Source organism: Bradyrhizobium sp. T-1 (genome assembly GCF_053592855.1).
The window spans coordinates 262,512-281,223 of record NZ_JBSGOX010000002.1; the positions used below are offsets into that span (position 1 = coordinate 262,512).

Consider the following 18,712-nt stretch of genomic DNA (forward strand, 5'->3'; position numbering starts at 1 on the left):
AAGTCGTCGTTCCGTTCGATGGGTCCGCTCCGGTCGATAGCCGACCGGACGGCCGCAGGATCGACTTGGACGAATTCGTGGAAGGCCGATCGATCGGCGCCTTCCACCTCAATGTCGTGCTTTGGCCACTGCTGGTCACGATCGCAGATGGTTTCGATCTTGTCGTAATGGGCTATGCCGCCCCCGAGATCATCAAGATATTGAACTTCGATCGGAGCGCGATGGGCGTCATCCTGAGCTCCAGCCTGGTCGGAATGCTGATCGGCACTCCGATAGCCGGCTATCTCGGCGACCGTTTTGGCAGGAAGCCTCTGATCGTTCTGTCGACATTGCTTTTCGGCCTAGCCACGTGCTCGACCGTGCTGGCCGCTTCCGTCGCGCAGTTCTGCGCTCTTCGTTTCGTCGCGGGAGTCGGCCTTGCCGGGATCATCCCTAACGCGACCGCGCTCGTATCGGAGTTCATTCCACGCCGCGTCCGCGGTGCCTTCCTCATAGTCGTACAGCTCGGCGTGCAGATCGGAGGCATAGTACCCGGCCTCGTCGCCGCGTATCTGGTCTCCCGCTACGGCTGGGAAGTACTTTTCCATATAGGAGGCGCCGCTCCGGTGGTGCTGGCGACGGTGCTCGTTTTCGTACTGCCCGAGTCCATCAAGTACCTGTCGCTCGTTCCATCGAAGCGAGCGGAGCTTCTCAGGATCGCCAGGGCTCTCGACCCGAGGGGCCACCTTCCGGACGACGCGGTTTTCGCCTTGAAGTCCACGGGCTCGAGGGGAGCCTTGTCCCCGCTCGTGCCGCTTCGAAACGGCATGCACATCATCACACCGCTCCTCTGGCTACTCGCGGTGGTCAATTTGTTCACGACCCTTCTGATGGCGAGCTGGGCTCCGACGGTCTTGCGTGACATCGGACTTTCACCCGAAGCCGCCGCGCTCACGGCGACCCTGTTCGGTCTCGGAGGATTGATCGGAAGCTTCATGCTTACGGTGGGGTTCAATCGCTATGGTTTTCTCGTCATCGTCGCTTTCTACATCGTCGCGATCCCCTCGATGGCGCTCATCGGCCAGCCGTTCGTCGATCGCGGAGTCCTGCCGTGGTTGGTTCTTGTGACCGGCATATGCGTTGCCGGTACCCAATCCGCGATCAACTCGGCTTTCGGAATGTTATATCCAACCACCATCCGGTCGAACTGCGTCGGGTGGGGAATGGCGATCGGCCGCCTCGGAGCGATCGGAGGCCCTCTGTTCGGAGGCTTCCTGATGTCCAAGCAACTCTCCGGTACCGCTTTCTTCGAAACCGCCGCGTTGCCTCTCGTATTCGGCGTCCTGATAGCTGGCGTGCTGACGTACGCCTGCCGGCAGAGGTTCGGAGGCTGGACTTTGGATGAAAGGGCAAAGGGGGAGGCATGACCGCTCCATTCGAAAACAATCGCTGGATGTCTTCGCCGCCGAACGAGATAGCAGAAAGAATAAGAGCCTTGGGGCCGGTGATAGATCCGCCCGGAACCGCGCGGATCTACGCAGACATCCTGGCTCACCAGCCGACCGACGGAGTCGACGTCATTCCCAACATCCGCTACGGAAACGGGACCAGGCAGTCGTTGGACGTCTATCGGCCGGTTGCGACATCGGGTTCGGTGCCTGTGGTGCTGTTCTTCCACGGTGGCGGCTACAGTCGCGGCGACAAGTCCGATAGGAGCAATGTGGGTTACTTCTTTGCCCGCAACGGGGTCACGGCCTTCATCGCGAACTATGGCCTTGCCCCGGAATGCAAGTGGCCGTCTGGGGCACGCGACGTGATTGCTGCCTTGAGGTGGGCCCAGGAGAATGCGCAAGATCATGGAGGAGATCCGAGACGAATATGTCTGCTCGGAGAATCGGCGGGAGCCGCGCACGTCGCTCTCGCTTCCTTCGTCTCCACCTTCCACAAGGGGCGACCTCTCCGAGCGGCCGGCGTGGTTCTGCAGTCCGGGTCTTACAACGTCGCTCTCGAACGCGTCGCGGCTGCGGCTTTCGGTATACCTTCTCCCGACCTGCGCAATCAGGCCTATTTCGGCGAGGAGACTGCCCGATATTTGGAGATGTCGACGACCCGTCTGATAGATGCCCCGGACGTGCCGACCTTGATCACCTACGCGGAATACGATCCGGTTCCGATGCAGGTGCAAGCCGGAGAACTATTCGCCACCTTGGCGCTGCGGGCGTCCCATTGCCCCCTGCTACTCCGGTTGTTGGGCCATGGGCATATCTCTCAATTCAGCTCGTACAATACGGTGGATACCAGCGTAAGCGGACGGGTGCTCGATTTCGCGAAGTCTCTGCCGAGAGTCCAATGATCCATGGAGAACTGCAATTCGGATCCGAACGCCGGCCTCAGTCCCGCATTGCGATGTCAGGGGGGCCATCGCTGAATTGCGAAGCCGAAAGCGAACGGGGCGGCGACTTCCAGGCCGCTCCACGAAAGCGCTCTATGACCACGTAGTCCAAAGCAAGCTTCATCTGAATTGACGGCGCTCTGTTGAGATACCCGGTCCTTTGGTGATGCCCACCAGAGCTCTCTTTCCAAGCGGCTTACCTAGAGCCTTACTGAGTAACACTTGCGCTATGAAGAGTAATACGAGCCGTGCCTCGGTTGTCCTGATAGTTCCTGTTGAGCGGCCCTTGGAGACGACGGTAATACTCCGGAGTGATGTCAGGCGGCAGAATGGTTGGAAGCGTTTGAACCGCGTCATTTACGTAAGGCAGACCTCTCCCGTTTCCGGGGCGACAAAGTCAGCAATGAGAAGGCGAGACAGATTTTGCTTTTGCCAAACCTCATTGGCGACGGGCAATAGAGCGTCCGGGATGGGGTCTAGAGTCTCCAAGTCGCTCTGTTCTTTTTGACGCCCAATAATCCCGGCATCATCCGACGTTTCTTCCAGCCGCTTTGGGCGTGCAGAGTGTCGGCTGCATCCCCTAGGTCTAGATTGAGCCCCGCATCGCTGGGTTCAAGGGGAAGCTCGCCGCCGCCACTGCCCCAAATAGTGAGAATTGGTTGAAACCAATTCGCGCCGTAAACGCGACGAAAGGGGAACAAAAGGAATCTCGGTCTGTCGTATGATCCGAATCCCATTACGCCGGACAAGAGAACACCATGGCACAGAATATCTACGACAATCCCGATTTCTTCGCCGGTTACAGCCAGCTTCCGAGACAAATTCGCGGTCTGGACGGTGCGCCTGAATGGCCCTCCATACGCGCGATTTTGCCAGCGATTTTCGGCAAGCGCGTCCTCGATTTGGGGTGCGGCCTTGGTTGGACGTCGCGCTGGATGCGCAAGCAAGGCGCAAACTCGGTGCTCGGCCTGGACCTCTCCGAAAACATGATCAGCCGGGCAAAGGCGGATACCAACGATCCAGAAATTAAATACCGGATTGCAGACCTGGAGACAGTGGAGTTGCCGCCGGCAGCCTTCGATCTCGCTTATAGTGCACTCACCTTTCACTATATCAGGGACTTCAGCCGTCTCGCGCGCATGGTCCACCAAGCGCTCACGCCCGGCGGGCATATCGTATTCACCATCGAGCATCCGATCTTTATGGCAGCGGTCCATCCGCATTGGATCGCCGACGAGGACGGGCGCAAGACTTGGCCAGTCAATTGCTATTCGATCGAGGGTGAGCGCCAGACTGACTGGTTTGCGAAAGGCGTAATCAAATATCACCGGACCATCGGCACGACGCTTAACACCTTGATCCGTGCTGGCTTCCGGATCTTAGCCGTCGAAGAGTTTGCCCCGTCCCCCGAGCAGATCACACAAACGCCAGAGCTGGAAGAAGAGTTGGAGCGACCGATGATGCTTCTGGTTTCCGCGCAACGGTAGCACCCAAAGTCAATTGTTCGGGTCGTTCGGCGCGCTTGTTGTCAATGACTGCATCGAGTCAATCAGTAATCTTCTCAAAGCCCTTGGCCATGCGCATTATGCAGATATCGCCATATTGACCAGGCGGACCAGCCGGCGGGTCGGGTCTTTCAGCGATTTTCGACTGCGGCCAAAGAACTCTCGGCCAGGACCTCGCGAAGCCACAACAGAAAGACCCCCGTCGCCGGGGATGCCTCTCGCCCAGGATTTGGGATGGCGAGAAAGCCGTTTGGGATGCGAAGCATGCGCGGATGCCTCCTAATATTGGGCTGTTGCGCCGTCGGCTTGGAATGAAGCGGGTGGTCGGGAATGCTGGTCGTTGAGATGACCGCCAGAAGTGCCGTGCGACGTTGCCTGCTTCAAGGAACGTCTCAGCACCCTCATGAATGATGCACCACCCGTCCCCTTCATCCGATGAGCGCACTGGCGCGTCGCAGAGGGACAAGGTAGCCATCTAGGACATGCGCACTCGTCCATGTCGGTCAATACTCGGAGAAGATTCGCTTTATCTCATGCGGCTTGTTGGTCCTGGTTAGGGCCAACGCAAGGAGGATGCGAGCCTTTTGCGGACTTAAATTGTCTGCGTTGAGGACGCCAAGCTCTAGGTAGTGGTCGCGTTCAATGACGCGCCCGTTCAGTGCGGCTGGAACGCATGATGATGGCTTCACCACCTGTCTTACGATAAGCCGCGACGGCCGCCTTCTCATTTTGGGATAGGGTCCCGGCACCCGCGCCGGCAATGACAACTCCTTTCGCGCCCGAAGCGAGAGCATCCCGGATCGGTGTTCCCGGTGCATCGGCGTAGGAGTAAACAATATGCACCGTCGGCAACTCGTTGATGTTCTTGATATCAAATTCAGAGTTGTTGCCATGACGACGGACAGGTGCCCGATAGAAAACAATCCTATCCGTATCGACATAGCCTAGAAGGCCAAAGTCTCCCGACTTAAAGGCCTCTAGCCGGAAGGTGCTGGTCTTGACAACCTCGCGAGCAGCGTTGATCTGCTCGTTCATGACCACCAGAGTTCCCTTGCCTGCCGCCTCTGGCTGAATGGCAACGCGAACTGCACTGTAGAGATTGTAGGGTCCATCCGTACTCATTGCAGTTGGGGGACGCTGCGATCCGACCAGGACCACCGGCTTGTCCGATTTCATCGTTAAATTCAGAAAGTAGGCTGTCTCCTCCAGGGTATCGGTTCCGTGGGTAACCACAATGCCCGCAATGTTCTCTTCTTTAGAACTGAGAAGACCGTTTGCAGTCTCAGCTAACTTTTTCCAATGACCGAACGAAATGTCTTGACTGCCAATGTTCGCAATCTCGATGACCCGTGTGTCCGCTAACTGAGCGAGTTCGGGGATGGCCTGAACGAGGTCATTGCCGGTAAGAAGACCGACCTCGTAGTCGGCAGGGCGAACCGACGAGTCGCCCTTGCCCGCGATCGTGCCGCCAGTCGTCAATACATATACTAATGGTAGTGACATGCTCGCCTCAGCTGTTTGCGGGGGAAAGGGATGCTTTTTCTCCGATGATTGTGGAGGGTCCAAGCCAGGGTAGCTGCGTCCATGCCTTCTGAACCATGGTCACTCTTCTGACGCCCTTCGGCACTGCCGGCCTGTAAGAGCCTGCTCCGAAGTTACGCCAGCTCACTGGAGTATCCACTGCCTGAATCGTTCCTCGCCTTCGGCAAGGTTCTTGCTCCAAGATTCGTTGTCGACCGGCACCATTTGCTTCAGATTGTCAGGATAGGTGGACATTATCGACTGACGTCTTTGCTCATAAACTGATATGCGTTCACATTAGACGGTCCGGCACCGATCTTGGCGCAACGAGCTGCCTGACTCTCTGGTTCCAGCGAGAAAACGATGAGACGTCGAGTCAGCTCGGCTTTGGGATTACCTTTCGGGATGACCCAGCCATAAGAGTTGTAAAATGCCTGATTCCAGCAAATCGCCAGCCCATCCCCTTGCGCGATCAATTGATAGGCCCGGTTCGAAAAAGTTGGCATAATATCGATCTCGCCACTGTGGAACAGCTGAGCGCCTTGTGGCGGAGTCGTCCACCAAGTCACTATCTTCTGATCTTGTCGAGTTTGTTGAAGGCGCGCTTCCAGCCGTCGTCAGTCTCAAGAACCTTGTAGATCTCCTCGCCTCCGGGCACCCCGTCAGCCCGCAAGGCAACTTCGCTGTCGTCGCGGCCGCCATTGCGAAGTGAACGAGCTCCTGGGATCGAAAAGTCCCACATGTCGGCGAAAGACGTCAGCTCCTTCTTGGTGGCAGAGGGAAGGCATACCAGAGCAATGGCAGAGATATATCTGGCATAAAGCTTGGATTGTGCCGCATCTCCTCGGGAATCTGATCGACGAATTCGCCACTCACGTTGAGCGGTTCTAGCAAATCCGCCTGCTGCCACTGCAGCGACTCATCGGCGCCGGCCCCGAAAACACAGTCCCACATGTAGTTCTTGGTCTCTACCATCGATTTGATCTGGGTGGTCGGACTAGCGCTACGGATTACGGGGACGACCTGGATTCCTGTGGCTTTCTCAAATGGCCCATAGAGAAGCTCACGATTGACTTCAGTCATCGCTCCTCCGGTATCCGCAACGTATAATGTCTGTGCGCCGGACTCCAGACTGTGGGCGCGGCCAACGAGGCAGTTGCGCGCGCCGTCCATTTTAAAAACGTCCTTCTGTTCATGGCGTTCCTAGAATTCCTGATTGCCCTTACCACTGTCGCGTTGGCTCTCGTTGCGGTCACGTGAGCGATAAGCATCACAGAGCGCACGACCAGCAGAAGCCAAGCGGAGACCGCGGCAAGAGAAGGGGTCGCGCGGTAAATCGCTTCTTCCCAAAGCTGCTTGGGCAGTGCGACGAAGGTGCCGCCGTGAGGCGCAGATTTTTGTGAGTTGCCGTGTTACGGGAGCTGCCATCGCCAACCTTCTCCGGGTTTCTTGCTGTTGGCGCGCAAGTCTGGCATTCCGCTTCGCGGTCGCCAGCGCTGCTTGACTACCAGACGCTATTTTCGTATCCAAACACCGTCAAGTGTATAATCAACAGCTTTGCCGAGCTTCTGAGATCGAATCCTCCAGGTGGAATTCCGGCAAGATGCGGCGGCTGTGGGCCGGCTGGAGCAACTGGGTGCTTCCCGAAACTCCGTGTCTCCGCCACGACCAGAAGTGCTGCGTTTTGGCCTGAGGCGACGGATGGACCATGCGGAGGAACAAGCGCGTGACCATGTTGGTGGTGACGCGCGATCTGGGTTTCGCCTGCAACTGGATGAGACCACGCGATGATGGCCAAGAGGCGAGCAGTAGATCGGCTCAGGCGTCGAAATGGCATTAGTGCGAAGAGCTAAGCCGTACGTGCGATGATGCAAGACCTCGGGATCGGATCGTCCCACAGGCCTCATCTTCGCCAGGTGCGAGAGAGGATCATGATGCGGCTTGCCGAGATGAGCGCCGACGAACTTCAGCAGATGCTCCGCCACGTGAGGGCGGAATACGATGCTATTCGCGCGCGCAAATTGAAGCTGAACATCGCGCGCGGGCGCCCGGGAGAAGAGCAGCTCGATCTGTCGAACGAACTGCTTTCGCTACCGAAACCCGATGATTGGATCACGGAAGCTGGGGACGATGCACGAAATTACGGGGGCGATCCGAAGGGACTTGTCGAACTCCGCCGCATATTCGCTCCCATCCTAGACGTTCCAGTGGAGCAAGTCGTGGTAGGAGGTAACTCCAGCCTTGCGATCATGCATGATGTAATTGTGTGGGCTCTTCTAAAGGGTGTGACAGCAATTGCGACCCCTTGGATGAAACAGGGAAGAATCGCGTTCCTTAGCCCCGTGCCTGGTTATGAACTGCATCATAACATGTGCATCGAGTATGGCATCGATCTGATTCCGGTCCCTGTCACGCCCAAGGGGCCAGACATGAAGGTGGTGGAGCATCATGTGCGGGATCCACGTGTGAAGGGCATGTGGTGCGTGCCGACTTATGCCAATCCGACGGGCGAAATATGGTCCGATGAAGTAATTGATCGACTGGCTGCGATGGAGGCTGCGGCCACAGATTTTCGGCTCTTCTGGGACGATGCGTATGTCGTCCATCACTTAGCCGATAACAGCAAGCCAGCTAAACGGATCTTGCCTGCTTGCGCGGCCGCCGGGAATGCGGATCGACCGCTTATGTTCTGGTCTACCTCAAAGATTACCTTCGCCACAGCCGGTATCGGCTTCTTCGCAGCTTCTCCCGCGAACGTTCGTTGGTTTCTTGACTGCGCCAAGCGGCGTGGAGCTGGTCAAGACAAGCTTAATCAACTTCGTCACGCGCGTTTCCTCAAGGACGCAGGGGGCGTGACACGACACATGAAAAGACACCGCGCTATTCTTGCTCCCAAGTTTTCCGCAGTGCTCCAAGCGTTCGAAAGACGTCTCGCAGGCAAAGGTGCTGCCGTCTGGACTCGGCCTGAGGGCGGTTATTTCATCAGCGTCGATACTATTGCAGGCGCAGCGCAACGAGCTGTCAGGCTGGCGGGCGACGCGGGAATCTCTCTCACTGCAGCAGGATCGACTTTTCCAAACGGGCATGATCCCAAGGACAGCAATATCCGCATTGCGCCAAGTTTTGCATCGTTGGAAGACGTGCGGATTGCAGCTGAGGCAATTGCAATCTCAATTCTGCTGGCGGCAGTCGAGAAGCAGCTTGGCATCAATGACAATGACTGAAGTGAACACGCAGCACAACTCGTCTCAAGCCATTTGTCTTCTGACCCGTCACCTCAGCGGCCACCTCGCCATCGATTTTTCGTCCGCTTCGCCGGAGGCTATCGGCCACGCCCAGTGTCATGTTATTGACAGGCAGCGCGACTGGATACAGTATAATTAATATGCATACATCAGGCTTGCTTGGTTGTGTCGGTGGCCGGCAAACCGGCTCGTTCGGGCCCGAAGCTAAGGCAGATCCTTAAATGGAAACCCACGCTCCGCAAACTTATCGCAGCGCCGCCAACCCCGGAGCGCGTTTGAAGCAAGTTCCTCTAGATTATCTTGACAACTACAAGTCTCGGTTCGATGCGATAACGGCTCCGCATATTCATGCGTTCGACAAGGCCCATCTAGTTGCGCTAACCGAAGGGGGCGCAATTAAGCGTAAAATCGGACAGCAACTTCTAGCCGGCCTGCGACAGATGGAGGCAGAAGGTGTTCTAAATGTTCATTCTAAGATGAACTCGGGCCTGCACGCGGGCGAACGATATCTAACAAAGCTTTATGGCAGTGAAATTGGTGGGCAGATCGCCACCGGGCGCAGTTCGGGAGATCTGAATGCCGTTTCTCGAAGGAGGGCGTTTGCGGCTCAGATCTGTTCAGCCTTGGATGGCATGATGAAGCTGCGCCATTCTCTCATAGAATTGGCGTCGAAACACATCGAGACCGTCATGGCGGGCAACACGCATGGCCAGCACGCCCAGCCAACAACACTGGCGCATTGGGCTCTGATGTTTGAACTGGTCGCAGCCCGGCATCAGCAGCGATATCAAGAAGCTCATGCTCGCATCAATCAGTCGCCTGCTGGCGCTGCCATCATGACTGGGAGCGATTTTCCGATCGATCGTCGGCGCTCGTCAGAGCTCCTCGGCTTCGATGGGCCCTTGCCCAACACTTTCGATGCGATCATCAGCCACGACATGGAGATCGAATATGCCGGTCTCATGGCAGGTTTAACGCATTCGCTCGCTCGCTTGGCCGATGATCTGCAGTTATGGTCGACATTTGAATATGGCTATGTCGAATTGCCGGATTATCTGTGTGGTACTAGCTCGATCATGCCGCAGAAGAAAAATCCTGATGGGCTGGAGGACATCAAGAGTTTGGCGACGCAAGCATCATCGGCCTTCCTGGCTGTAAGCATGTCCGAACGCGGACCTACTGGTTTTACCACCATGGAGCGGGTCAATACGGACAGTCAGCTCAAGGCCATTGGTGAAATGATTCCCGCACGACTGGATACTCTGTCGCGCCTTGTGGGCGATGTGCGCTTTGATGTCGCGAGAATGAGCTATTTGGCGGGTGCCAACTGGTGCACCGCAACGGACCTTGCTGCGGCCATAGCGCGCGAGACTGCGTTGGGGTGGCGTAAAGCGCATGAATTGGTCGCCGGATTCGTGGCGCACTGTTTCAATTGCGGAATGATGCCAAACACGGTGACAAGTGCCGACTTGGATGCAGCAGCAAATCAGCTCGGTTTTCCTGCACCAAGCCTTGACCCCCAACTGTTTCGGGAAAGCCTTAGTCCACTCGCTTTCGTTGGCCGACGTTCGACTTACGGCAGCCCGGCGCCCGCCAATGTGTGCGCGCAGATAAAGCTCGCTCGCGAGAGCCAGACCAGAGATGCGGAGCAGCAGGAAAAGCTGCGTTGTGTTCGCGAACGCGCCGCTAAAGCTCTTGATGAAGCCGTGAATGCCATCCTTGAGTAACATTGGGTGGTCGATATGTCCGGCCAGCATCTATCGCAACATGATGATGTATCCAAAAGGGCCGCAATAGAATACATTGTGCTTGACTGTTATGGGCGTCGTGCTCATTGTCTCGCGATCGGCGCAAACGGCCCGGCGCAGTTTGATGCTGTCAGCCCCGTCTTCGGTTGCCGATTAGTTCGTTCTTCGGGAGACCGCGGCCTTCATGGACCTGAAGCAGATCGAAGTTTTTTGCCGGAAGGCGGCTGAGCTCAATTTGCAGAAGATTGAGCTGAAAAGAGGGGACATTCGGCTGCTGCTGATCGCCGCCGCTGAAGTGACATCCGCTTTCACCAGCGCGCCGCTGTCACTGCAAAAAGCTGACAGTCTCGGTTCGAATCAAGAAGGTCATAAGATACGAGCTTTGACCGACGGAGTGTTTTATCGCTCGGATGTCCAGGGTGGTTCTCCTGCGGTTGAAGTAGGGCAGACAATCACCAAGGGGCAGATCGTTGCTGTCGTAGAGTCCATGAAAACACTGTTCCGTGTCGAAGCTGACAGAGCGGGGACGGTGCGAGCAATCCTACCCGACGACGGCCAGGTGGTTTGCGCGGGTGACACTCTTCTCGTTCTCGAGTGAGCAAATGTTTGACAAGGTGCTGATCGCCAACCGTGGGGAAATAGCCGTTAGAATGGAGCGCGCCTGCGGTGCCATTGAAGCGTTCAAAGCCGGCAGCGCGGACATCCGGTTTCTGAAGAATTGGTTGGCCGCTGGGCTGAGGCTGAAGAGAGCCACTTCTGCGGTGGCATCATGACGGGTCTTTGCGATTACATTCCGCAATTGACTGCCATCATGAGGCGCCATGGCTTGATCCGGCTGGAATATGAGGAAGGCGGCGAGTTTATAAACATTGAGCTTGCGGCGACGACCGACGAGAAGGTGCGAGCGGCGCCGCCGGCTACGGCAAATATTGTTGTTCGCGCGGTTGGGCCGGGAAGATTCTTACCAAGGCATCCCGCGGCGGCTTCAGCGGCGGTGCCGATGGGCTCGTCTTTAAACTCGGATGATATCCTCGGCTACCTACAGGATGATTTGATTCTAATCCCGATCAGAACGCCGCAGCGGGGGCGGTTGGTCACAATTCTTATCGAAGAAGGCGCCGCGGTTAGTTACGGCGCGCCCTTGTTCGAGATCCTTCCGGTAGACGTGGAGTAGGCGGCATCTACGAACGGCATCGGCGCACGGCGTTGGCATAGTATCACACCATCTACTCTACTCGGGCAGGTAGGAAAATGAAATATGATGTCGCAATTATTGGGGGCGGAGCCATCGGTTCCGCGGCTGCCTATTTTCTCAAGCTCATGGCGCCGGCTTCAGATGTCATAGTGATAGAGCGCGATCCGACCTATGCGATAGCCTCGACGCCACGGGCGTCTGGTGGCGTCCGACGTCTTTTCGCGCTTTCCGAGAATATCCAGCTTTCAAATTTCTCAATCCCCTTCTTTGAGTCATTTCCGAAGACGATGGCGATCGAAGGCGTGGATGCCGAGATCGGCTTTAAGAAAAATGGCTACCTCTTCATCGTGCCCCTTAGTGCGACGGGGATGTTGCGTCAAAATTACGACGCTCAACGAGATCAAGGTTGCAATGTCGTATGGCTGACGCCGGACGGTCTGAAAGAGAAATTCCCTTCGATGAACGTTTCGGACCTTGGCGCCGGCGTCCATTCTCCCGATGACGGCTGGCTGGATCCGCATAGTGTGCTGATGGGTTTTCGTAAGAAATCGCAATCTCTCGGCGTCAAATATCTTGCCGACGATGTGGTGGGGATGGACCGCGCCGCTCATGCTGTAACGCATGCCCGAGTGGCATCCGGCGCTCAGATTGAAGCGGATCAATTCATCAATTGCGCAGGAGCGTGGGCAAAGGAAATCTGCAAGCAACTGGGGTTCGATGTTCCAATCACCCCGCTGCGGCGTTTCGAACATTACTTCGAAACGCAAGAACCCATCGAGCCGCTGCCTTACCTCAAAGACCCCGAAAGATTAGCTTTCCGTCCCGAAGGCGCCGGCTATTCAGGCGGTGTTCCGACGCTCGCGGAACCGCGGGGCTATAATTTCGAGGTCGACTACGACTATTTCGAATCAGTTGTGTGGCCAGCATTGGCGCACCGTTTCCCGCAGTTCGAACGGACGAAATGCCGTTCAACTTTGCCGGGTCTCTATGATCAGAACGACTTCGACGGCAATGTCATCATCGGGCCGGGGGCCGATGGTCTGGGCAATTTCCACATGCTGGCGGGCTTCTCAGGTCACGGCCTGATGCATGCGCCCGGCTGTGGTCTGGCGATTTCCGAACTTATCCTGAAGGGACGATACGAAACGCTGGATTTAACTCGTTTCGGTTGGCAGCGACTGATCGACGACGCCCCTCTGCCCGAGCGCGGCATCATATAGTTTCAACGCTTTCCCCTGCCTGTGGGATTTGGGAGCTTTGCCTTCCAAGACCTTCCGATGTGACCGCGAGGCCGTTCTCCTTGAGGCGCCACGCGCCACGGACCGTGTGACCTCGAAACGGCGCTTTGGAACCCTTCCGTAAAACGCGATCGGCGATGCGAAATCAGTTGCGGTGTGGCAATATAAAATGTATCCAAAAACAATAGAAGGGATGCAAAATATGGCGAGCGTGAAAAGCGCCGAGGTCGCTATCATCGGGTCCGGTACGATTGGTATCGCGGTCGCCTACTATCTGGCCAAACACCACGGCATCACTGATATCGCGCTCATCGACCAAGGCCCTCCGATGGCCTTCACGTCCGCTCAGTCTGGCGAGAATTATCGAAATTGGTGGACCCATCCACTGATGGTTCGTCTCTCTGATCGTTCCATCCAGCTCATGGAAGACATCGCGCGAGAGTCGGGCAATCGGCTGAACATGACTCGACGCGGATATGTCTTGGCGTCGCGAAAGACAGATGCCTCCGAGCTGATCGAGGGATTGCGCTTCAGCTTGGGTGCGGAATTCGATGAGCAGGTACGGATCCATGAGGGTACCACGAGCCGCAGTTATCAACGACCCGCAGACGCTGACTGGACGCTGGCGCCACGAGGCTTCGATCTGCTTCGCAATCCCGAGCTGATCCAATCGCTGTTTCCCAATTATGATCGCGACCTGCGAACAATCCTGCATGTACGCCAAGCCGGCGACATTTCGGGGCAGCAGATGGGAGCCTTCATGCTGGAATACACGGGCAGCGTCGGCGCGCACCGCATGCAGGGCATGGTCGACGGCATTAAGGCGGAGCGAGAAGGCGGGTTTACTATCGCTTTTAAGGACGAGGGGACCTCTAAGACTCTCCGAGCGGTCAAGCTAATTTACTGTGCGGGTCCCTTTGCGAACGACATTGCCGCCATGCTCGACGTCGAGTTGCCCCTATTCAATGTGATGCAGCAGAAAATCGCCTTCGAGGATGTTCACAAGGTCATTCCTCGGGACATGCCGTTTTCGATCGACCTCGATGATCAAATGATCAATTGGACGGAAGAAGAAGCTAGCCTGCTTCGGGCCAGTGCAGACACTGCCTGGCTCACACAACCAATGACCGGCGCAATTCATTGCCGTCCCGACGGAGGAGACGGCGGCAGCTGGCTACGGCTCGGATGGGCCTACAACGAGAGGGCGCAGGTAAACGCGACCTGGGACGTTCCGCTGGACGACCGCTTTCCCGAAATTGTGCTTCGAGGGGCTTCGAGGCTCAACCCCGGACTCAGGACCTATATCGGACGGCTGACGCGCGGTCTGCATCATTATAGCGGCTGGTATACGCGGACCCACGACAATTGGCCGCTGGTCGGGCCCATGGGACCGGAAGGCTCCTATATGTGCGTCGGTCTTTCCGGCTTTGGCACGATGATGGCTTGCGCTGTCGGAGAGCAAACGGCCGCATGGGTTGCGGATAAGCCGTTGCCCGGATCGGCTGTCTTCACAATGGACAGGTTCACGGATCCTTCGTTGATCCCTGATCTGGGCTCGGTGGGCGCGGGGCTGCTTTGATGTCTGCGCCCGACCGATTGATGCATTGCTTGAGAGATACGCGCCTAGCGTTGGACTAGTTGGGAACTCCGATGAGTGACAGCCATACATTGCCCCTTGGTGACGTCGCGTTCGCTACGATCGGGGAGCTTTCGCGCGCATTGGCCACCAAGCAGGTCACGTCGCTCGAGATCACGGAGCGTTTTCTGGCGCGGATTGCGAAGTTCGACCCGCAGCTCCATGCCTTCGTCGCAATCTACGCGGATTCGGCTCGCGTAGCTGCCAAGACCGCCGATGCACGGCGTGCGGGCGGCAACGCTTTGCATATGCTGGACGGGATACCTTTCGCGGTCAAAGATCTATTTGATGTCAAGGGGAGACCGACCCGGGCCGGATCGCTTGCGACCGCATCGACCCCTGCGGAGAACACAGCCCACGCTGTTCAGCGCCTCCTCGATCGAGGAATGGTTCTCATCGGGAAAACGCACACCGTTGAATTCGCTTTTGGTGGTTGGGGGTGCAATCCCGTCTGCGGTACGCCGGTGAATCCCTGGGATACCTCGGTTGCGAGAGTACCCGGCGGATCATCCAGCGGATCGGGAGTCGCGGTCGCGGCGGGGCTCGTGCCGGTTGCGCTCGGGACCGATACCGGCGGCTCAATTCGTACCCCCGCATCGCTTTGTGGAATTGTTGGCCACAAGAGTACGCTCGGCTTGGTCGGCCGGGGCGGCGTCTTTCCATTGGCGCCGACATTTGACACTGTGGGTCCGTTGGCCCGCAGCATCCGGGATGCCGCGTTGGTACTCGATGCCTTGCAAGGGCGGGATCCCCAGGATCCCTCGACCTACGGAATTGGGCGCATAAATCCTCTTGGCGAGTTAACGGCTGGCGTCGAGGGCTTGATCTTGCGAGCGCCAACTGACTCTCAGCTCAAATTCGTCGACCCCCGAATTATGGACCTTTTCCATAAGGCACTGGGCGACCTCAAGAGACTAGGCGCTCACATAGATGTGCGTCCCATGCCTCGGAGTCACGAAGAATATGCGGCTCACGCATCCGGTATCACGGGGACCGAAGGCTGGAATGGGCTATCGCAATACATCGAGGGGCTCGACAGTCGAGTTGATCGTTTGATAGCGCAGCGAATGCGCAAAAGCAGTGGCATCAGCGCGAGGGACTATTTCGGCCTGCTTACAACCCGCCGCGAAATGCAGGTGGAATTCGATCGTTATCTGGAAGGCGCAGCAGCGTTTCTCTTGCCCTCGGCTCCGATCGTGACTCCAGAGATCGAGGGGGCGCACGAGCAAACCGCACCTTTTGGTCTCCTCGCCCGTATAGCCAATCTAATGGACTTGGCCGCTATATCGATACCCATGGGGCTCGCAGCCCTTATGCCGGTAGGTCTGCAAATTACCGTCCGCCGTTTTGGTGATGCAACGGCCTTCCGGATTGCGCAAGCGTTTGACCGCGAACGAGGGGGCGCCGTAGCAATCCCTCCCGGATACATATGAAACCGTTCGCGATCCCCCCAATGACTTGTCGCAGACCGAGCCCTTTTGGGGGGCTTGCCGAGTTTCGGGCATTGTTCGTGGCTTTCTGAAAATGAGGATTCCATTCGGAAATTACGATTTCGTCACATTCAGGTTGACACGAATGTGCCGGAGGCCCTTTAATCGTATCCTAAATTAACGTCTCGGATACAAATTGGGCCGCGGGCCCTCGCTCCCATGGCGGCCGGCGAAAAGAGGACGATGATGAGTGACGAGCAAGCCGCGGCACTGAGTCCCGAATCGGTCGTTGCGCAAATGAAGCAAAACGGCGTGTCGCATGTTGTTTGGCTGCCAGATAGCGAGACGAACTGGCTGTTCTTGAAAATGCAGGAGGAGCAATCGCTGAGCTTGGTCGGCGTCGCCCGCGAAGGGCATGCCTGCTCAATAGCGGCCGGACTTTTCGCAGGAGGAGCAAAGCCGATCGTGTTGGTGCAGAATACCGGCATGATGGAATCGGGAGATTCCATGCGCGGCTGGCTGCTCAATCTGAACGTTCCGGTCGTCTTCTTGGTTGGTTACCGCGGTTACACGCGGCACGGCGTCAATCACGATAGCGCGGCCGAATATACAGAACGCTTCCTGCTCGCTTTCGGAATCAAGTTCTACATGGTGGAAAGTAATGCGGACGCCGATCGCATCTCGCTCGCTTTCACCGAGTCTGAACTAACTCAGCGCCCAGTCGTCGTACTGATCGCCGACGAATTTCACGGTTTTAATTGAGGCGCGGGTCGATGATTTACACAAAAGATCTTGTCCACGCTTTCGCACCTCATCGCAGGAATGCGCTCGTCGTCTCGGGTCGCTCGGGTCAATATTGGTTGGACATCAGCGAAGGAGGTGCGGACCTTCCAGTCGGTGATCCTTCCATGGGCGGTCATGCCGGCTTTAGTTTTGGGCTCGCATTGGCCCAACCTGAGAAGCCGGTAGTCGTTTTCGATTCTGAGGGCGATCTACTAATGAACCTCAGCATCTTGACAACGATCGCCGAAAAGGCGCCTCGAAACTACTACTACTTCTTGATGGACAACGAATGCTATGCCACAACTGGTGGACAGCCCGTACCGAACGCGAAGAACGTTGCTTATGACCTTGTGGCTCGCGGATGTGGCATCAATCGCACTTATTTTTTCGATGATCTAGCCACATATACTGCCGCCCTGCCAGAAATCCTGGCGAAGGACGGGCCCGTCTTCGTCTGGAATAAGATCCACCCAGAAATCGAAAACCGTCCGCCAGGTCAGCGCGCGCCGTGGCGTAAGCGTAGTCCGGCAAAAGTGGTGGCCGACACACGAAAATTCCTCGGAGTGACCCGATGACTGGGCACACCCCAATAAGGCTGTTTATCGGTGGAAAATGGATCGAACGTAACGGCGCTCCGATATTGAACCCCGCAAACGAAGCCGTGCTGGGGATCGTTCCTATGGCAAGGGAGGCCGATCTTGCCGCTGCCGTCGATGCTGCAACGAACGGCTTCAACGTTTGGTCACTGACCTCAGCGGCCCGGCGATCCGAGATAATTCGTCAAGCCGCGGCGAACCTGCGTGCGAATGCCGATGTGGTGGCCCGCGATATCACTCTGGAGCAAGGCAAGCCGCTACGCGACGCGCAGACCGAAGTTCGGCGGGCATGTCAGGTGTTGGAATGGGATGCGGAAGAAGGACGCCGACTTTACGGCAGGACCATTCCGTCCGAGCCCGGGTATCGAAACACCGTGCAACTCTATCCGATTGGCCCTGTAGCGGCCTTTAGTCCTTGGAACTATCCCTTAAGTTCAGTCGCCCGGAAGGTTGGCGGTGCGCTATCGGCAGGCTGCAGTCTCGTCCTGAAAGCTTCTGAGGAAACACCGGCGGCTGCCGTGCATCTGGCGGAAGCCTTTGTGAAAGCCGGACTGCCAGATGGCGTGTTGAATTTGGTATTCGGCATTCCCGCAGATATCTCGCGCTATTTGATAGGACACCCGTCAATCAGACTGGTTGCGTTTACTGGCTCCGTTCCAGTTGGCAAGGGACTTGCCGCGCAAGCCGGAATGCATATGAAGCCCTGCATTATGGAATTGGGCGGGCATGCGCCGGTCATAATTTGTGACGATGTCGATCCGCTCGATTCAGCGAGCAGGTCGGTTGCCGCTAAAGCCAGCAACTCGGGCCAAATCTGTACATCACCGACACGCTGGTTCGTCCACGACTCCATTTATGGAGAGTTTGTCAACAACATGGGCGAGGCGGCTCGAAAAATTGAGGTCGGCAATGGCCTCGATCCGGCCACGCAGATGGGGCCCGTAGCCAATTCACGGCGCCTTGCTGCGATACAGGAACTCGTCAGCGAGGCGATCGCGAAAGGTGCCAGGCTTGTTGCCGGTGGGGAGCGCATCAAGAATAACGGCTACTATTGGCCTCTTACGGTATTGGCCGACGTGCCCGCGGATGCGCGTATTATGAAGGAAGAACCGTTTGGCCCAGTCGCACTCGTAAATTCGGTTACTTCGCTGCCAGACGCGATCAAGCGCGCCAACGAACTGCCCTATGGGCTTGCGGGTTACGCGATGACTCATTCGGCTGACTACGCCGGCTACATCGCCGACCACATGCAGGTCGGAAACCTTGCGATCAATCACTTCACGTCATCGCTGCCGGAGACGCCTTTTGGGGGAACAAAGGACTCGGGGTATGCGCGTGAGGGTGGGGCTGAGGGGTTGTTGAACTACACGATTGTACGCAGCATTTCATTCCTGGCGGGACCGCCCCGCAACTCAGTTCCTGCGCATCGTTAGAGCGGGCATAC

Annotated in this window: 18 protein-coding genes; 14 read left to right on the forward strand and 4 right to left on the reverse strand. The window is 57.0% G+C overall.

Annotated features, from left to right (window positions below; genetic code table 11):
* The first annotated feature begins 65 nt into the window (after nucleotides 1–65).
* The 3 genes from ACWAT4_RS40620 (at nucleotide 66) to ACWAT4_RS40630 (ending at nucleotide 3,858) form a co-directional block, all read left to right on the forward strand.
* On the forward strand, nucleotides 66–1,406 hold the full coding sequence (locus tag ACWAT4_RS40620; RefSeq protein WP_164933839.1) for an MFS transporter: 1,341 nt from the start codon (nucleotides 66–68) through the stop codon (nucleotides 1,404–1,406).
* Nucleotides 1,403–2,332 carry an alpha/beta hydrolase gene (locus ACWAT4_RS40625; RefSeq protein WP_206733167.1) on the forward strand — a complete coding sequence of 310 codons (930 nt, stop codon included), beginning with the start codon at nucleotides 1,403–1,405 and terminating at the stop codon, nucleotides 2,330–2,332. Before ACWAT4_RS40620 ends, ACWAT4_RS40625 begins: the two co-directional genes overlap by 4 nt.
* A gap of 797 nt (nucleotides 2,333–3,129) precedes the next feature.
* A complete protein-coding gene (locus ACWAT4_RS40630; protein ID WP_128929638.1) occupies nucleotides 3,130–3,858 on the forward strand; it encodes a class I SAM-dependent methyltransferase in 729 nt (242 codons plus the stop codon).
* A gap of 521 nt (nucleotides 3,859–4,379) precedes the next feature.
* Here the strand turns inward: ACWAT4_RS40630 and ACWAT4_RS40635 are convergent.
* From ACWAT4_RS40635 to ACWAT4_RS40650, 4 genes are all read right to left on the reverse strand, one after another.
* The gene (locus tag ACWAT4_RS40635) at nucleotides 4,380–4,604 is read right to left on the reverse strand and encodes a hypothetical protein (RefSeq protein WP_371746378.1); all 225 of its coding nucleotides are present in this window, start codon (nucleotides 4,602–4,604) and stop codon (nucleotides 4,380–4,382) included.
* Nucleotides 4,516–5,379, reverse strand: a complete 864-nt coding sequence (locus ACWAT4_RS40640) for an asparaginase (protein ID WP_128929637.1) — start codon at nucleotides 5,377–5,379, stop codon at nucleotides 4,516–4,518. The genes ACWAT4_RS40635 and ACWAT4_RS40640 overlap by 89 nt, the downstream gene beginning before the upstream one ends.
* Nucleotides 5,380–5,651: 272 nt before the next feature.
* A complete protein-coding gene (locus ACWAT4_RS40645; protein WP_164933840.1) occupies nucleotides 5,652–5,966 on the reverse strand; it encodes an extracellular solute-binding protein in 315 nt (104 codons plus the stop codon).
* Between the two features lie 187 nt (nucleotides 5,967–6,153).
* Complete coding sequence (locus ACWAT4_RS40650; protein ID WP_128929635.1) at nucleotides 6,154–6,480, reverse strand: type 2 periplasmic-binding domain-containing protein; 327 nt, start codon at nucleotides 6,478–6,480, stop codon at nucleotides 6,154–6,156.
* Nucleotides 6,481–7,328: 848 nt separating this feature from the next.
* On the opposite strand from ACWAT4_RS40650, the gene ACWAT4_RS40655 reads away from it, so the two are divergent.
* The 11 genes from ACWAT4_RS40655 (at nucleotide 7,329) to ACWAT4_RS40705 (ending at nucleotide 18,701) form a co-directional block, all read left to right on the forward strand.
* Nucleotides 7,329–8,621: an aminotransferase class I/II-fold pyridoxal phosphate-dependent enzyme gene (locus ACWAT4_RS40655; RefSeq protein ID WP_128929634.1), complete on the forward strand. Its 1,293-nt coding sequence runs from the start codon at nucleotides 7,329–7,331 to the stop codon at nucleotides 8,619–8,621.
* A 242-nt stretch (nucleotides 8,622–8,863) separates the two neighbouring features.
* Nucleotides 8,864–10,369 (forward strand): argininosuccinate lyase, encoded by a 1,506-nt coding sequence (locus tag ACWAT4_RS40660; RefSeq protein ID WP_128929633.1) that lies wholly within the window; start codon nucleotides 8,864–8,866, stop codon nucleotides 10,367–10,369.
* Between the two features lie 205 nt (nucleotides 10,370–10,574).
* Nucleotides 10,575–10,988 carry an acetyl-CoA carboxylase biotin carboxyl carrier protein gene (locus ACWAT4_RS40665; RefSeq protein ID WP_128929632.1) on the forward strand — a complete coding sequence of 138 codons (414 nt, stop codon included), beginning with the start codon at nucleotides 10,575–10,577 and terminating at the stop codon, nucleotides 10,986–10,988.
* A 4-nt stretch (nucleotides 10,989–10,992) separates the two neighbouring features.
* The gene (locus ACWAT4_RS40670; protein WP_164933826.1) at nucleotides 10,993–11,163 is read left to right on the forward strand and encodes a biotin carboxylase N-terminal domain-containing protein; all 171 of its coding nucleotides are present in this window, start codon (nucleotides 10,993–10,995) and stop codon (nucleotides 11,161–11,163) included.
* Entirely contained in the window at nucleotides 11,160–11,564 is a 405-nt protein-coding gene (locus tag ACWAT4_RS40675) for an acetyl-CoA carboxylase biotin carboxyl carrier protein (RefSeq protein WP_128929630.1), read from the forward strand. The genes ACWAT4_RS40670 and ACWAT4_RS40675 overlap by 4 nt, the downstream gene beginning before the upstream one ends.
* Before the next feature lie 77 nt (nucleotides 11,565–11,641).
* The gene (locus ACWAT4_RS40680; protein WP_128955182.1) at nucleotides 11,642–12,805 is read left to right on the forward strand and encodes an NAD(P)/FAD-dependent oxidoreductase; all 1,164 of its coding nucleotides are present in this window, start codon (nucleotides 11,642–11,644) and stop codon (nucleotides 12,803–12,805) included.
* A 220-nt stretch (nucleotides 12,806–13,025) separates the two neighbouring features.
* Nucleotides 13,026–14,402, forward strand: coding sequence for an NAD(P)/FAD-dependent oxidoreductase (locus ACWAT4_RS40685; RefSeq protein WP_237866328.1), 1,377 nt, complete (start codon nucleotides 13,026–13,028; stop codon nucleotides 14,400–14,402).
* Between the two features lie 71 nt (nucleotides 14,403–14,473).
* A complete protein-coding gene (locus ACWAT4_RS40690; RefSeq protein ID WP_128929628.1) occupies nucleotides 14,474–15,892 on the forward strand; it encodes an amidase in 1,419 nt (472 codons plus the stop codon).
* 243 nt (nucleotides 15,893–16,135) lie between these two features.
* Nucleotides 16,136–16,651, forward strand: coding sequence for a thiamine pyrophosphate-binding protein (locus ACWAT4_RS40695; RefSeq protein WP_164933841.1), 516 nt, complete (start codon nucleotides 16,136–16,138; stop codon nucleotides 16,649–16,651).
* Between the two features lie 11 nt (nucleotides 16,652–16,662).
* Complete coding sequence (locus tag ACWAT4_RS40700) at nucleotides 16,663–17,247, forward strand: thiamine pyrophosphate-dependent enzyme (protein ID WP_128929626.1); 585 nt, start codon at nucleotides 16,663–16,665, stop codon at nucleotides 17,245–17,247.
* Complete coding sequence (locus ACWAT4_RS40705; protein ID WP_128955180.1) at nucleotides 17,244–18,701, forward strand: NAD-dependent succinate-semialdehyde dehydrogenase; 1,458 nt, start codon at nucleotides 17,244–17,246, stop codon at nucleotides 18,699–18,701. Before ACWAT4_RS40700 ends, ACWAT4_RS40705 begins: the two co-directional genes overlap by 4 nt.
* Nucleotides 18,702–18,712: the final 11 nt, after the last annotated feature.